At 70.8% G+C, this 13,323-nt stretch carries 14 protein-coding genes; 2 read left to right on the top strand and 12 right to left on the bottom strand.

Features of this window, described 5'->3' with window-relative positions; genetic code table 11:
• The first annotated feature begins 86 nt into the window (after positions 1-86).
• The gene (gene rpsR / locus ACZ60Q_RS12065; RefSeq protein ID WP_469632052.1) at positions 87-335 is read left to right on the top strand and encodes a 30S ribosomal protein S18; all 249 of its coding nucleotides are present in this window, start codon (positions 87-89) and stop codon (positions 333-335) included.
• 228 nt (positions 336-563) lie between these two features.
• Here rpsR and ACZ60Q_RS12060 read toward each other — a convergent pair whose 3' ends face one another.
• The 12 genes from ACZ60Q_RS12060 to ACZ60Q_RS12005 form a co-directional block, all read right to left on the bottom strand.
• Positions 564-1,007, bottom strand: a complete 444-nt coding sequence (locus ACZ60Q_RS12060; protein ID WP_469632049.1) for a subtilase-type protease inhibitor — start codon at positions 1,005-1,007, stop codon at positions 564-566.
• A 379-nt stretch (positions 1,008-1,386) separates the two neighbouring features.
• On the bottom strand, positions 1,387-1,521 hold the full coding sequence (locus ACZ60Q_RS12055) for a hypothetical protein (RefSeq protein ID WP_469632047.1): 135 nt from the start codon (positions 1,519-1,521) through the stop codon (positions 1,387-1,389).
• Positions 1,522-1,597: 76 nt separating this feature from the next.
• Entirely contained in the window at positions 1,598-2,803 is a 1,206-nt protein-coding gene (locus ACZ60Q_RS12050) for an MFS transporter (RefSeq protein ID WP_469632045.1), read from the bottom strand.
• Positions 2,800-3,249, bottom strand: a complete 450-nt coding sequence (locus ACZ60Q_RS12045; RefSeq protein ID WP_469632043.1) for a nuclear transport factor 2 family protein — start codon at positions 3,247-3,249, stop codon at positions 2,800-2,802. Before ACZ60Q_RS12045 ends, ACZ60Q_RS12050 begins: the two co-directional genes overlap by 4 nt.
• A gap of 109 nt (positions 3,250-3,358) precedes the next feature.
• Entirely contained in the window at positions 3,359-3,913 is a 555-nt protein-coding gene (locus tag ACZ60Q_RS12040; RefSeq protein ID WP_469632040.1) for a MaoC family dehydratase, read from the bottom strand.
• Positions 3,914-4,000: 87 nt separating this feature from the next.
• A complete protein-coding gene (locus ACZ60Q_RS12035) occupies positions 4,001-5,359 on the bottom strand; it encodes a hypothetical protein (RefSeq protein ID WP_469632037.1) in 1,359 nt (452 codons plus the stop codon).
• Positions 5,346-6,371, bottom strand: a complete 1,026-nt coding sequence (locus tag ACZ60Q_RS12030) for an ornithine cyclodeaminase family protein (protein WP_469632035.1) — start codon at positions 6,369-6,371, stop codon at positions 5,346-5,348. Before ACZ60Q_RS12030 ends, ACZ60Q_RS12035 begins: the two co-directional genes overlap by 14 nt.
• The gene (locus tag ACZ60Q_RS12025; protein ID WP_469632033.1) at positions 6,368-7,237 is read right to left on the bottom strand and encodes an HpcH/HpaI aldolase/citrate lyase family protein; all 870 of its coding nucleotides are present in this window, start codon (positions 7,235-7,237) and stop codon (positions 6,368-6,370) included. The genes ACZ60Q_RS12030 and ACZ60Q_RS12025 overlap by 4 nt, the downstream gene beginning before the upstream one ends.
• On the bottom strand, positions 7,234-8,487 hold the full coding sequence (locus tag ACZ60Q_RS12020; RefSeq protein ID WP_469632030.1) for an 8-amino-7-oxononanoate synthase family protein: 1,254 nt from the start codon (positions 8,485-8,487) through the stop codon (positions 7,234-7,236). Before ACZ60Q_RS12020 ends, ACZ60Q_RS12025 begins: the two co-directional genes overlap by 4 nt.
• On the bottom strand, positions 8,484-9,353 hold the full coding sequence (locus tag ACZ60Q_RS12015; protein WP_469632027.1) for a cupin-like domain-containing protein: 870 nt from the start codon (positions 9,351-9,353) through the stop codon (positions 8,484-8,486). The genes ACZ60Q_RS12020 and ACZ60Q_RS12015 overlap by 4 nt, the downstream gene beginning before the upstream one ends.
• 39 nt (positions 9,354-9,392) lie before the next feature.
• On the bottom strand, positions 9,393-10,406 hold the full coding sequence (dmpG, locus tag ACZ60Q_RS12010; protein WP_469632025.1) for a 4-hydroxy-2-oxovalerate aldolase: 1,014 nt from the start codon (positions 10,404-10,406) through the stop codon (positions 9,393-9,395).
• Complete coding sequence (locus tag ACZ60Q_RS12005) at positions 10,403-11,332, bottom strand: acetaldehyde dehydrogenase (acetylating) (RefSeq protein WP_469632023.1); 930 nt, start codon at positions 11,330-11,332, stop codon at positions 10,403-10,405. Before ACZ60Q_RS12005 ends, dmpG begins: the two co-directional genes overlap by 4 nt.
• A gap of 638 nt (positions 11,333-11,970) precedes the next feature.
• On the opposite strand from ACZ60Q_RS12005, the gene ACZ60Q_RS12000 reads away from it, so the two are divergent.
• Positions 11,971-13,236 (top strand): MFS transporter, encoded by a 1,266-nt coding sequence (locus ACZ60Q_RS12000; protein ID WP_469632020.1) that lies wholly within the window; start codon positions 11,971-11,973, stop codon positions 13,234-13,236.
• The last annotated feature ends 87 nt before the right edge of the window (positions 13,237-13,323 follow it).

Raw genomic sequence — 13,323 nt, 5'->3', positions numbered from 1 at the left:
CCCGCGCCCCGGCCCGTGACCGCGGCCCACCGGTCTCACACCCAACACTCCCGACATTCCCGGCACACCGAGCACGAGGAAGCCCCATGGCACGTCAGCAGGACCCCCGCGAGCCACTCAAGAACCGGACGAACCCCCTGGACGCCGCCAGGATCACGTACATCGACTACAAGGACACCGATCGGCTGCGGCGGTTCATCTCCGACCGGGGGAAGATCCGCAGCCGGCGGGTCACCCGGATCAGCGCCCAACAGCAGCGCCAGATGGCCGCGGCCATCAAGAACGCGCGCGAGATGGCTCTGCTGCCGTACTCCGGATCCGCGGCGGGCACGTAGCGCGACACCCCGACCCGGGGGGCCACCTGGATGCGGGCCGTCCGGTGACGAACCGACCGGGGCGGGTCGCTGCCGGCCGCGGCGGAAACGGCTGGGGCGACCACATGGCTCCCGGTCGTCGTGAACGGGTGGCGTGTGCGGGGCACGCCGGGAGGGGCGGGTCGCCGGACGCGATCGGACGGAACGGAGTCGCGCTCCGTCACCCCGGCGAGGGCACGCCCCGGCGGATCAGAAGGCGAATACGGCGTTGTCGTTCATGCTGCCCGCCATCTCGCAGGCATTGCCGTACGTGGTGCTGAACTCGATTTGCCTGCCCTGCCAGACGCCGTGGGCGGTCACCAAGACCGGGTCCCACTGGCGGGTACAGGTCCGGTTGGACGGACCGGCGGTCAGCTCGGAGAACTTCCCCTGGACCGCGGCCAGTTCCTTGCAGGCCGCAGCGGGAGAGGGGTGCGTTCCCTCGGCGGTGGGAGCGCAGGTGAGCGTCACGGCCCGCTCGACGGTGGCGGTCAGCGGGTCCTCGCCGCGGGCCACGGTGAGGACGAGCGCCGAGGGTGCGTAGAGGCTCTCCGCCCTCGCCGGTGCGGCCTGGGCGGTGGCGGTCGCGAAACCGCCGAGCAGAAGGGTGCTCGCCGTGACGGTTGCGATGATCTCATGAGGGTTGCGTCGCATTGGTGAAGACTCCTTGGTCGCGTATCTGATTGCGGTCAGGAGTCTTACGCATGCGGAAAGTAAGCGCACATCGACGGCCAGCTTCCAGCCGCAGACGAGTGCCCGAATCGACCGAATGGTCATTCGGGCAGCTCAGGCGCCTCGCGCAAGCCGTCCAGCATATGGACGAACTTCGGCGGTTCAACGCGAAACTACCGCCCGACCTGCGGGTACATACGGATCTCCCGATGTGCCGAACCGCCGCTTCGGCCGGAAAGTACCGCCACCCGAAGCCCTCGCGTCCGCCAGAAACCCTCGGTCACCCCTCGGTGGTGGCCGACAGCCGGAGCCGGTGGCGCACAGCTCCGGTCCCACCGCGCGCTGAGCGGCGAGCCCTGGGTCAGACGCAGGAGAGGAGTCCGTCCAGCGGTTCCGGCAGACGTGCGAGGTCCAGCGATTCCGCCGGCGCTCGCGTGTCCCCGTCGCCCGCGGCCCAGGAGATGACCGTCTGCTGGAAGCGCGTCGCTGTGCCCACGGGGCCAGTCTCGCACCGTGATCGGCAGGTACGGCAAGGGTATTCCGGTACGTCGGCCAGGGCTGTCCCAGGTACGTCAGCGGGGTGCGGGAGGCCGCCGCGCCAGGTACAGGCCGACGCCCAGGGCGAGCGCCAGGACACAGCCGGCGAAGGTCAGTCCGGCGTTCCGGAGTCCGATCCCCAGGGTGAGTGCGCCGACGCCGACCACGGGCAGGGAGATGCCCAGGTAGGCGATGACGAAGAAGGCGGACACGGTCGCGGCCCGGTGCTCGGGCGGCGCGGCGGCACTGATCGCCGTCACCGCACCGCGGAACGCCAGTCCCTGGCCTAGCCCGCCGCACAGCGCACCGGCGACGAGCAGGGGAAGTGAGGCGAACAGCAACGAGGCGCCCACCAGCAGGAGTCCGGCGACCAGGACGAAGCAGCCGCCCGGCAGGGCACGCCGCTCACCGACCCGCCCCATGAGCGCCTGCCCTGCCGTCGAGGCGAGGAAGACGGAGAAGACGACGAGCCCCGTCAGGGCCAGGTTGTGCACGTCGAGCGTCTCGGCCACGAACGCGGGGGCGACCGCCGTGAAGAGGCCCAGCAGGGAGAACCCGGCGAAGGCGGCCAGCGCCGAGGTGGCGAACACGCCCCGCATCGCGGGCGGGACGGCCGGCCCCTGGGGCCTCAGCCGCAGTCCCCGCACCCGGGAGGAGGCGACCGTCTCCGGGAGGAACCAGGTCAGCGCGGCGGCCACGACGATCAGCGCCAGGTGCACGACGAAGGGGAGCCGCAGGGGCCAGGGGGCGTACTCGGCGAGCAGTCCGGACAGCAGCGGGCCGCACCCCAGGCCGCCCATGTTCGCGGCGGTCGCGGCCAGCCCCGCCCGCGCCGCGTGCCCCGGCGGGGCCAGTTCCATCACCGTGACCGTCGCCGCCCCGCTCAGCAGGCCGGCGGCGAACCCGGAGAGGAGCCGTCCGGCGAACAGGGCGGGGAGTCCGCCCTCGAAGAGGAAGCAGCAGGCGCTGGCCGCCGAGAAGCCCAGGGCGGCCAGGAGAACGGGCCGCCGCCCCGCCTCGTCGGAGACGTTCCCGGCGATCAGCAGGGTGGCGATCACTCCCAGGGCGTAGACGGCGAACACCACGGTCACCATCAGTTCGGAGAAGCCGAGCTGTTCCCGGTAGAGACCGTAGAGCGGGGTGGGGAGCGTGGTGCCCGCCATGCCGATGGCGAAGACGGCCGCCGCGGCCGGGTAGCCGAGGCGTCTCCTGCGACGGGCGGAGCCGGTCGGCCGGCTCATGCGTCGGACGGAGGGTCCGTCGGGGCGGCGGGCGTGATGTGGGTGAGCACGCACAGCCACAGGGCGCCGTGCCGGACGAAGACGTCCGTGACCCATTCGTCGGCGTCGAAGCGGCGGCCACCGTAGTGGGCTGTGTTCGTCATCCGTGCGGTGACCGTGGCGGTGTCCTTGCGGACGCGGACCCTCGATGGGCCGATGGCCCGCATCGCCGTGTGGGTCAGGTCGCCGGACGCGACGTAGCCGAGGAAGGCGTCCCGGTCCGTGATGCCGGACTCGGAGACGATGACCCACTCGTCCGCCATGAAGGCCCTCATCCGCGGCACGTCGTTCGAGACGATCGCGGCGGACCACTCGTCCACCAGGGCGACGAGCCGGGCCTGTACCGAGGGATCCTGGACGTCGGCGCTGTCCGGCGACGGCCCGGAGCCGGCTCCGCTGTCTTCCATTTTCCGAGCGTAGCCGCGGGGCACGCGGGCCGCAGGTCATGGGCGGCCGGGCGGGGCCGCCCATGAACCGGACGAGCCCGGGGCGGTACGGGACCAGCGGCACCATGCGCTACGCGGGCGGGCCGCCCTCGACAACGGCGGTCGCTTCCTCGGGGTCCTGGCCCCTCGGTGTGTCGGGCAGTTCACGGCAGCGAACCATGAAGGACCGCTCGAAGACGATGACGGTCTCTCCCGTCGACTTCGTGCCGGTCGTCTCCACCGTGATGATCCCCTGCCCCGGCCGGGACCGGGACAGCCGCTTGTCGAGGATGCGGCTGCTCGCGTAGAGGGTGTCACCGACGAAGACGGGGCTCTTCAGACGGACCCTGTCCCAGCCCAGGTTGGCCACCGCCCGCGCCGACAGAGCCTGCACGGTCATTCCGCCGACCAGGCACAGCGTGATGCCGCTGTTCACCAGGACCCTTCCGTACTCGGCGCCGGCCCCGTAGTGCTGGTCGAAGTGGAGCGGGTGCTGATTCATCGTCAGCAGGGTCAGCCAGGTGTTGTCGGCCTCGGAGAGGGTACGGCCCGGCCAGTGCCGGATCACCATGCCCGGCTCGAAGTCCTCGAAGTCCCCGCCGTGCTCCTCGACGTACTCGTTGTCCTTGACGTGACGCAGGGTCATGCGGCATCTCTCCGGTGATGTCACTCGATCAGGGGCGGCGCGGACGGGCGAGCCGGTGCGCGGGGCGGAGCCTGCGGGGTGCTGCCGTCAGATCGCCACCATCACGTTGTCGGAACTGCTCGTTCCGCCTCGGACACTGACGATCCCGGCGGAACCGTCACCGAAGAACCGGCAGAACAACCCGGCCGGCCGGCCTCCGAATATCAGGGGCCCCAGCACGGGGGCGACATCGACGTCGTACGGCTCGTCGGCCCCGTCGGCGATCAGCGCGACCCGGCAGGTCGCCGGCCGCACGAACTCCTGGACCACGCTGGTGCGGCCCTGGACGGCCTCGCCGACAGCTGCCTCCCACACGGCCTGATCGGCCTCGCGGCCGATGATCACCTGTTGCCCGCTCTCCCCGAGGGCGGCCTTGAGCACCAGCAGCTCGCGGTTCTTCAGCACGAACGGAAGCAGGTCGACCTGCTGACCCCCACGGTCGGTCCTGCGCTCGGAGAGGATCCGCGTCCACGGCAGGTACCGCTCGATGAGCCCCCGGTCGCCCTCGGTCATCCAGGGCCGTCCCTCCGACAGGAGCCCCATGGTGAGCTTGCTGTGCAGGAACGTCGATGTCTGGGTACCCACCAGCAGGCAGCCGTGGTCCAGGGCGTCCTGGACCGGAGTGGTGTCGAGACCCGCGTCGAGCCAGTCCGGGATGGTGAAGTTCCGCAGTCCGACCGGATAGCGCAGGTGCGGGGCGCAGTCCCACGCCTCGTGCAGCTCCTCCGGCTCGAAGAAGCGTGTGGTCAGACCGTGGCTGTTGTAGTGGTCGGCCTCCATCTCGAAGTACCGCCGCTCCACGCCGGTCACCCGGGCACTTCCGACGACGGCCACCCTCGGTGCCACCGCCGACTCCGCGCTGAGCGACCTGAACATTTCGGCGCGTACGGCGAACGGACTCGGCGACCGGAACGGGGCCCGGCCCTCCTCGTCGGAGTGGAGCCGGCGCCACACCGCCAGTCGGCTCTGGGTCTCCACCACGCCACCGAGCGCACCGCTGACGTTGAACTCCAGGAACCGCGGCCCGTCGGGCCCGATGACCAGATCCGGGCGGACCACGGAGTCGGCGTACCGCTCCTCGATGAACGGGTCGCGCAGCCACAGCCGGTCCTCGGTGGCGGGCATCTCGTACGCCGCCAGCCTGTCGGCGGTGGTGTGCCCGCTCTCCAGGGCGGCACGGCGCAGCAGATCGACCAGCGCGACGCTCGCCCGGAAGATCTCGGCGTAGGCCGCGCGCGGGATCGCCAGCGGTGCCGCGGGAAGAACCCTCTGGTACGGCCAGCCGGTCTCCCGCAGCTCGTGCCTCAGCATCTGCCGGATCGTGTCCGCCGACGCGGCGGGCCTCAGCCGGTGGCGGCCGAACCACGGATGCCCGTGTCCCGGACCAAGGTCCTCATGCGTGTCCATCGGGCACTCCCTGTCTTGTCGGCGGCACCGCGGTCGGGTCGCCTGTTCCCTGCTCGGCCGTACGACACTCCTCGAACAGCGCCACCGCGGCGGCGGTGTCCTCGATGGCCATGCCGACCGTTCGCAGGACCGTGGTCCGGCCGGTGACGCCCACTTCGCCGCTCACCAGGCCGCCCAGTTCGTACAGGTCCTCGACCTTGATCAGGCCGTCGGCCAGTGCGGCCCGGATCTCGCCCGCGCCGTCCAGCGCCGCGGACCGGTCCTCGACGATGGTCACCGCATCGGCCAGCAGGGCGGGGGCGAGCTCGACGGCGTCCGGGTGGGTTCCGCCGATCACGTTCACATGCGCACCGGGGGTCACCCAGTCCGCCTCGACCACGGGTGTGCCGTCGTCGGTGGAGGTGGCTGTGCAGATGATCGCCGCGTCGGTGACGGCGTCCCTCGCGGTGTCGCAGACCCTCACGTGGACGGGCCGTGGTGCGGTGTCGCGGATCCGGTCGGCGAGCTTCTCGGCCCCGGCACGTGTGCGCGAGTGGACGCGGACGGTGCGGATCGGGCGTACCGCCGTCACCGCCCGGACGAGGGCGTGCGCCTGCACTCCCGCGCCGATCACCGCCAGATCGTCGGCGTCGTCGGGGGTGCACCAGCGGGTCGCCAGAGCGGCGACCGCGCCGGTGCGGACAGCGGTGAGCTCGGCGCCGTCCAGGAGCGCGGTGATCCGCCCGGTCTCCAGGTCGGTGAGCGCGACGATCCCGTGGATCAGCGGCAGCCCGCGTACCGGGTTGTCGGGGGTGAGCGTGGTGACCTTGACGCTGCCCACCGCGCGCTGCTCCCATACGGCGGGGCTGACCAGGAGGACGCGCCGGTCGCCGTGTTCAAGAACCGTGCGGGCCGGGGAGCGGGTACGGCCGGCGGCCAGGTCGACGAACATCTCGCCGAGCACGTCGACCACGCGGAGCATCCGCCGGGTACCGGCCATGTCGGCGGCCCGGACCATCACCGGCGCGCTCACGCGGTTTCACCGGCGCGGCCGAACCGGCTCGTCCAGGCGTCCTCGCGCGCCACCGAGGTGCGGGCCAGCCGGGCGAACGGCGGGCCGACCATGTTCCCCTCCAGGACGGCGATCCCGCCGTCGGCCGCCGCGACGGCCTCCACCACTCGACGCGCCCGTACCAGCTCTTCGGGCCGGGGCCGCAGGAGGCGGTTGATCACATCGAGTTCGCCCGGGTGCACCGTCGCCTTGCCGTGGAAGCCGAGCGCCCGCGCCCGGGTGGTCTCCTCGGCGAGGACCGCCGGTTCGGCGAGCCGGTAGTTGGCCGTGTCGACGCACGCCGTGCCGTGCCGGGCGGAGGCCATCGCCATCGCCTGCCGGGCTGCCAGCATGGCCTCCCAGCTGATGTCGACACCGAGTGTGGCGGCCAGATCGGCCGAGCCGAGCACCAAGCCGTCGGCGGAGCGCGCGATGGAGTCGATGCGGGTGACCGCCTCGGCCGTCTCCACCGTCACGTAGATCTCGGGGGAGGCGCCCGCCGACGCCAGCATCCGGCGCAGCAGGTCGACCTCGTCCGACGAGGTCACCATCGTCATCAGGACGATGCCGGGCCGCACCGGGCCGGCGGTCAGCATCAGGACGTCGTGGACGCCCGCGAGGCTGCCGAGTTCGTTCATCCGCACGGCGACGTTCTCCGGCCGCGGCGTCTTCTCCAGCGCGGCCCGGCAGACCGTGCGGGCGGCCTGCTTGTCGGCGGGCGGTACGGAGTCCTCGAGGTCGATCAGGTGGACGTCCGCGTCGTACGACCAGGCCTTCACCACCTGTTCCGGCGAAAGGGCCGGTGTGTAGAGGATGCTGCGCGGAATCGCCCTGGCCGCCCCGGTCACCGGTTCACCGTCCCGGGGAGCGTGCCCGCCGGGTGCGCCCCGGCTTCGATCAAAGCGGCGCAGAGCCGCTTGATCTGCTCCGCACTCTGGCCGGCCCGCAACATCACCCGCAGTCCGGCCGTACCGCGCGCGACGATCGGGAAGAACACCGGTGAGGTGTAGAAACCGGCCGCGAAGACCTGTTTGGCCGCGTCGACGACCGTGTCGTCGCCCATCGGCACCACCCGGATCGGGTAGGTGCTGTCGGTCTGCTCGGTCAGGACGAGCGAGTCGAACAGCGCGATGTTGGACCGCAGGCGCCCCTGCAGCCGGGTGAGTTCCTCGGTGCGGTGGATCTCGGCCGAGGCGAGTGCCGCACCGACCGCGGCGGCGTTCATCTTCTGCGAGTAGCCCAGCGGGCCCGCGAACCGTTCGATGAGCCGGCGCGTCTCCTCGGGGTAGCCGTCGAGCAGGATCGCCGTGCCTCCGGCCCCGAACCCCTTGGTCAGGGTCGCGACGGTGATGGTCCGCTCGTCGAGCACCGGGGAGTGCGTGCGTACGTAGCCGATGCCGCGCTCGCCGTACGCGGACAGCGAGTGCGAGTCGTCGTAGAAGACCAGGAGGTTGTACTTCTCCTGCAATTCGGCCAGTTCCTCGACGGGCGCGTAGCCGCCGAGGCTGTCCGAGCCGTCCACCACGTAGCAGACGCGTTCGTAGGTGCGGCACATGTCCTTGAGGAAGTCGAGGTCGTGGTGGCGGCAGGTCACGACCTCGCTCTCGTCGGCGCAGCTCGGCTTGGAGTTGGCCAGCGAGACATGGGCGTTCCTGTCGAAAACCATCAGCGGCCTGGTGCCGTTGCCCAGGTGCCCCGACGCGATCATCGGAAGCAGACCGGTGCTGGCCGCCGCGGTGGAGAGCGCACTGATCACCATCGCGCCGAACAGTTCGCCCAGCGACTCCTCCAGCTCCAGCAGCACCGGTGTCTGGACGCGGGTGCGCGGGATGCAGTGGTCGAGCACGCCGAAGCGGCGCAGCGAGGCGACCGCGCCGTCGATGACCTTGGGGTGGGTGTCCAGGTCCAGGTAGGAACACACCGTGAAGTTGACGAACTCATGCCCGTCGGGCATGTGGAACACACCGTCCTCCAGGTCGCCGACGATGCCGGCGACCCCGTTCTCGTAGGACATGCTCCAGAAGGCGTTGCCGATCCCGATGAGCTTGTCGTTGTTGCGGTAGCGGTGGGTGGGGGTGATGGTCCTGCGCTCGCTCATCGGGATGTCCCCTCGGTGGGCTTGTAGCTGTAGACGCCCTTGAGTCTTCGGTAGGCGTACGTGTACAGGGCGACGCCGAGCACGTGCGGCCGGTGGAGGATCTTCTTGGACTTGAGCCAGAAGTTGACGTTGATGTTCATCTCGCCCAGCGACTCGGCCTGGTGCCACCAGCCGAGCGGCAGGTAGAGCATGTGACCCGGTTCGAGGACGAAGTCGCGGCGCTGGGCGAGCTTGGCCGCGAGCCTCGGGTAGCGCGCCAGGTCGACGTCGTCGAGATCGACCACGTTCGACTTGTCCCCGAATCCGCGCAGGACGGAGCGCGGGTAGTAGTCCCGCACGCCGGGTGGGGCGATGATGAACCGCTTGCGGCCCTCGAGCGCGATGTTGAAGTTCTCGAACTCGTCGAAGTGGTTCTTGGTGAATACACCGCGGTGGCTGATCCACAGGTTGGCGGCGTACAGGCTGTCGCCGTAGCCGAAGAACTCCTCGGCGTCGAAGCCGATGACGGCGTTCACGTCGGCCGGACTGCTGCGGATGTTCGACACCACCCGGTGCCAGGTGTCCGTGCTGGTCAGGTGCTGCTCGTCCGCGAAGAACTCGCGGAGCTCGATGTCCCGTGTCTCCCAGCGTCCCGGGTGGTTCTTGTCGCCGGGTTCGGTGAACAGGGTGACGGTCATCTCGGCCAGGCGCGCCGCCACTTCGTCCCGTCCGAGTCCCTGCACGCTGTCCGGCAGCTTGATCACCACGGGGCGGTCGGCCTTGTACAGCCCCCGAGGGCCGATGGCCAGGAATTCGTCGAACGACATACGGGTGACCTCGACACCCGCTGTCCCGTTCGGCTCGGGCACAGCTTCCGGAACTGTCATGTAGCTGGTCCTCCTCTCTTGACCGGATCCCCTACCGCGTCAGCCGTCGGTCCCGCGGTCGCTCAACTCCGCTACCACGTCCACGATCAGGTCCTCCTGGCCGGCGATGGCCTGCCGCCGGCCGAGTTCGAAGAAGACCTCGCGCGGGTCCACACCCGCGGCCCCGGAGAGTTCGACGACCCGGTGCTTGAAGCCGGAGAACACTCCGGCCAGGCCGCTGACGATGCTCATCGAGGCGGTCACCGGTGGTGCGGGCATGAGTTCGCGCTCGGCGAGGTCGGCGGCGTCCAGCAGCGCGTACAGGTCGATGCCCGTGGCGAACCCGCTTCGCTCCAGCACCGGTACCAGCACTTCGAGTTGGGTGTTTCCGGCCCCGGCCCCGAAGCCACGGGCGCAGCCGTCGATGATCAGCGCGCCGGCGGCAGCGGCGGCCACCGAGTTGGCGACGGCCATGCCGAGGTTGTTGTGTCCGTGGAAGATCACCGGGACGGTGTCGACCGCCTCGACGATCGCACCGATCCGCGCGGTGACGTCCGGAGGGAGGAAGTGACCCGCGGAGTCCATGATCCCCACGGCCCGCGCCCCGTATCCGACGGCCCGTGCGGCCTGCTCGGCCAGTTCGTCCGGGGAGGCCATATGACTCATCATCAGGACGCAGTGCGCTTCGGCGCCCGCGTCCCTCAGGAAGCCCAGATGACGCTCGGCCAAGGACGCCTCGGTGGCGTGGACGCCGACGCGGAAGACGTCGACCCCGTGGGCGATCGCCCGCCGAAGATCGTCGGAGGTGCCCCAGCCGGGCAGCATGAAGGTACCCAACCGGCTGTGGCGCAGCGCCTCGCGGACGGTCGACAGCATCTCGTCGTCGGTCGCCGCGGCCGGCCCGACCTGCAACGAGGAAGCACCCAGTCCGTTGCCGTGGCCGACCTCCACCACCGGAATCCGCGCCGCGTCCGCCGCTTCCGCGTAACGGCGCAGCGCGGTCAGCCCGAGCTGGTGGCGGACCGCGTGCTGGCCGTCGCGCAACGTCGGGTCGTGGATCACCACCTGCTTCACGACGTCACCCCCATGCGCGACACCCGGTCCGGCCGGGCCGCGTACTGCTCGGCGACCATGACAGCGGCGGCGTTGATGATGTCCAGGTTCCCCGCGTACGGAGGCAGGACGTCACTGTGCGCCGTGACCTTGAGGACGATCGTCACGAAATCGCCGACCGCGGTGCAGGCGACGACCTCGTACCCGGGGGCGAAGGACCGCACCCGTTCGGCCGCTCGGTCTGCCACCGCCCGCACCGCCGCCTGATCGGCGCCCGGCACCCGGGCATGGATGACGGTGCGGAAGGTGGCCGGCGGCACGGCCGGACTGATGTTGAGGATCACCTTGACGTCGGTCACACCGGAGAACGTCGTCACGGCGTGACCGGTGGCCGCCACGTACTCGTCGAGGTTCAGCCTGGTCGCGCGTCCGGCCACATCACTCGCCACGGTCGACACGACCTCCAGGTACGTCACCGGGAAGCGGGCCGCGAGAGCGTGCACGACCGGAACGGACGCCTGGCCGCCGCAGCTGATCAGATTGACGTTGCGCGCGGCCTCGGCCGCCACCCCGGTCACGGTGGGCGCCACCATCTGCCCGACCTTGCTGGGGGTCAGGTCGATCACCAGTGTCCCGAGTGGCTCCAGCAGCGGCCAGTGGTCCCGGTGGGACGCTGCGCTGGTGGCGTCGAAGACGACGTCGAACGGACTCTCCGCCGCCAGTACGGCCTCGATCCCCGCGGCGGTGGTGGCACAGCCGAGGCTTTCCGCGTACCGCAGGCCCGCCGACTCCGGATTGCGTCCGGCCACCAGCCGGCAGTCCAGCCTGGGCGACCGGTCGATCTTGCTGACCAGATCCCGCCCGATCGCCCCGGTGCCGATGACGGCGACCGTCACCGTTTCGACGGCGTCCGGGCGGGCGTCCGTCAGGCCCGCCGCGAGACTCAACGTATGCCTCCGGGGCGCCGGAGGCGGCGGACCAGCGGATGACGTGCGAGGCGACGGCGGGCGCCGGTCGGCTGTCTCTCCCCGTCGGGTTCGTAGGTTCTCATGAACGTTGTTCCCACCCTTCCATCTGCGCGCCGGCTGCTTCGTGGCAGTCCTGGCCGCGGGCAGCGCGATACGCGGTCGCGCGCTTGGGGGACGAGGAAATCACCAGCCGCATGTCGTCGCGCCGAACAATCGGCCCTGAGCACGAACCGGAGGCCTGACGCAGTGTTTTGAAGCCCCGTTGACGGCATGCCCTCCCCTGCGTGCACGTCGCTGACCGCCGATTCACCCGCCCAGCGGCGGTGAACATATCAGAAGACCGCAGGACACAACCCCCTTCATACGTACACTGTTTGATCTTTGCGGGAAGTGCTCGGCGGCTTCGTCCCGGGTACGTGAACGGCGGTCGCCCGCCTTTCCCCGCCGGATCCGATCTTTCCCTCGACTCCATGGCGGGCGCCGACTACTCTCGGGGACCCCGTGCACCTGGCTGTGCGGGCCTCGGGAGCGACCACGCACTGGTGGGGCGTCGTCGGCGGGGCAGCCACATCGAAGGGGGAGGCGATGTACTGCCGGTTGCGTTGCCACGCGCTTTCATGACCGCGTCGACGACAGACAAGGCCGACGCACAACGGCCCGTGCTGGGACGCGACTTCTCCCGGCTGTGGTGGTCCGCCGCGGTGTCCTCGCTCGGTGACGGGGCCACCATCGCCGCCGCGCCCCTGCTGGCCACCCGTCTGACCGACGATCCCCGCCTGATCGGCGCGGCATCGGTCGCCTTCACCGCGCCGTTCCTCCTGTTCGGCATCCCGGCGGGGCTTCTGGTGGACCGCATCGACATCCGGGCGATGATGGTGCGCGTCGACGTCGGCCGGGCCGTCCTGCTGGCGGTGCTCACCTTCGGGATCCTCGGCGGCTGGGGCGGGTTGCCGCTGCTCTACCTATGCATGTTCCTGCTCGGCGTCGGCGAGGTCCTCTGCCGCAACGCGGCCCAGGTACTCGTCCCCTTCATCACCCCGCAGGCCGGTCTCTCCACCGCCAACGCCCGCATCATGGCGGCGCAGGAGGCCGGCACCGGCTTCATCGGCCCGCTCCTCGGCGCGCTGATGTTCGGTGTGGCGACGGCCCTGCCCTTCGGCGTGGACGCGGCCACCTTCCTGTGCTCCGCCGTCCTGATCAGCCGCATCCGCCGCACCCGGCCCGTCGAGCGTGCACCGGACAGGGCCGGCGTGCTGTCGGAGATGCTGGCCGGCGCCAGATGGCTGTTCTCGCATCATCTGCTGCGCAGCCTCGCCCTGGTGTCCTGTCTGATCAACCTCGCCGGGAGCGCGATGCTCGCGGTCCTCGTGGTGCACAGCGGGAAGGAGCTCGGCCTCGGTCCGTTCGGCTACGGCGTCCTGCTGGCCTGCCAAGCGGTTGGAGCCGTCCTGGCCTCACGCTTCGCCCCCGCGCTGACGGAACGTCTCGGCCGGGAGGGAGCGTTGGTCGCCACCGCCGTCCTGATCACCACGAGCGAGACGGTGCTTGCCACCGTACCCTCGGTGTACGCCGCCGGTGTGGCCCTCGCGATCTTCGCGTGCGGGACGGTGACCTGGAACGTCGTCGTGGTCGTCCTGCGGCAGACCCTGGTGCCGCAGCACCTGCTCGGGCGGGCGAACAGCGTGTACCGGCTCGTGGCCTGGGGCGGACTGCCCGTCGGTGCGGCAGCCGGCGGTATCGTCGCCGCCGAGGTCGGCACCCGCGCCGTGTTCGGTGCCGGCGCGGTCGTCATGGCGGTGGTCGCGATGGGGCTCCTCGTGGGCGCCCGCCGACGGTGGATCACCCGCGCCGACCCGGCTCCGCGAACGACGGAAACAGACTGAGCGGGCGGCCGTCCGGCGCCCCGCGGAACGGCCGCCCGCTACCGACCAGAGCACGGCACCATACCGACCACGGCCGCCGCCCGCACC

It is taken from the genome of Streptomyces sp. NPDC104313 (assembly GCF_055583985.1).
Note: the sequence above shows the minus strand (reverse complement) of the source record. Positions and strands in the feature narration are given on the sequence as shown.

Bases quoted from the DNA above. Each gene is read 5' to 3' on its own strand.
- rpsR (WP_469632052.1), top strand. From the start codon at position 87: ATGGCACGTCAGCAGGACCCCCGCGAGCCACTCAAGAACCGGACGAAC.
- ACZ60Q_RS12060 (WP_469632049.1), bottom strand. From the start codon at position 1,007: ATGCGACGCAACCCTCATGAGATCATCGCAACCGTCACGGCGAGCACC.
- ACZ60Q_RS12050 (WP_469632045.1), bottom strand. From the start codon at position 2,803: ATGAGCCGGCCGACCGGCTCCGCCCGTCGCAGGAGACGCCTCGGCTAC.
- ACZ60Q_RS12045 (WP_469632043.1), bottom strand. From the start codon at position 3,249: ATGGAAGACAGCGGAGCCGGCTCCGGGCCGTCGCCGGACAGCGCCGAC.
- ACZ60Q_RS12040 (WP_469632040.1), bottom strand. From the start codon at position 3,913: ATGACCCTGCGTCACGTCAAGGACAACGAGTACGTCGAGGAGCACGGC.
- ACZ60Q_RS12035 (WP_469632037.1), bottom strand. From the start codon at position 5,359: ATGGACACGCATGAGGACCTTGGTCCGGGACACGGGCATCCGTGGTTC.
- ACZ60Q_RS12020 (WP_469632030.1), bottom strand. From the start codon at position 8,487: ATGAGCGAGCGCAGGACCATCACCCCCACCCACCGCTACCGCAACAAC.
- ACZ60Q_RS12015 (WP_469632027.1), bottom strand. From the start codon at position 9,353: ATGACAGTTCCGGAAGCTGTGCCCGAGCCGAACGGGACAGCGGGTGTC.
- ACZ60Q_RS12000 (WP_469632020.1), top strand. From the start codon at position 11,971: ATGACCGCGTCGACGACAGACAAGGCCGACGCACAACGGCCCGTGCTG.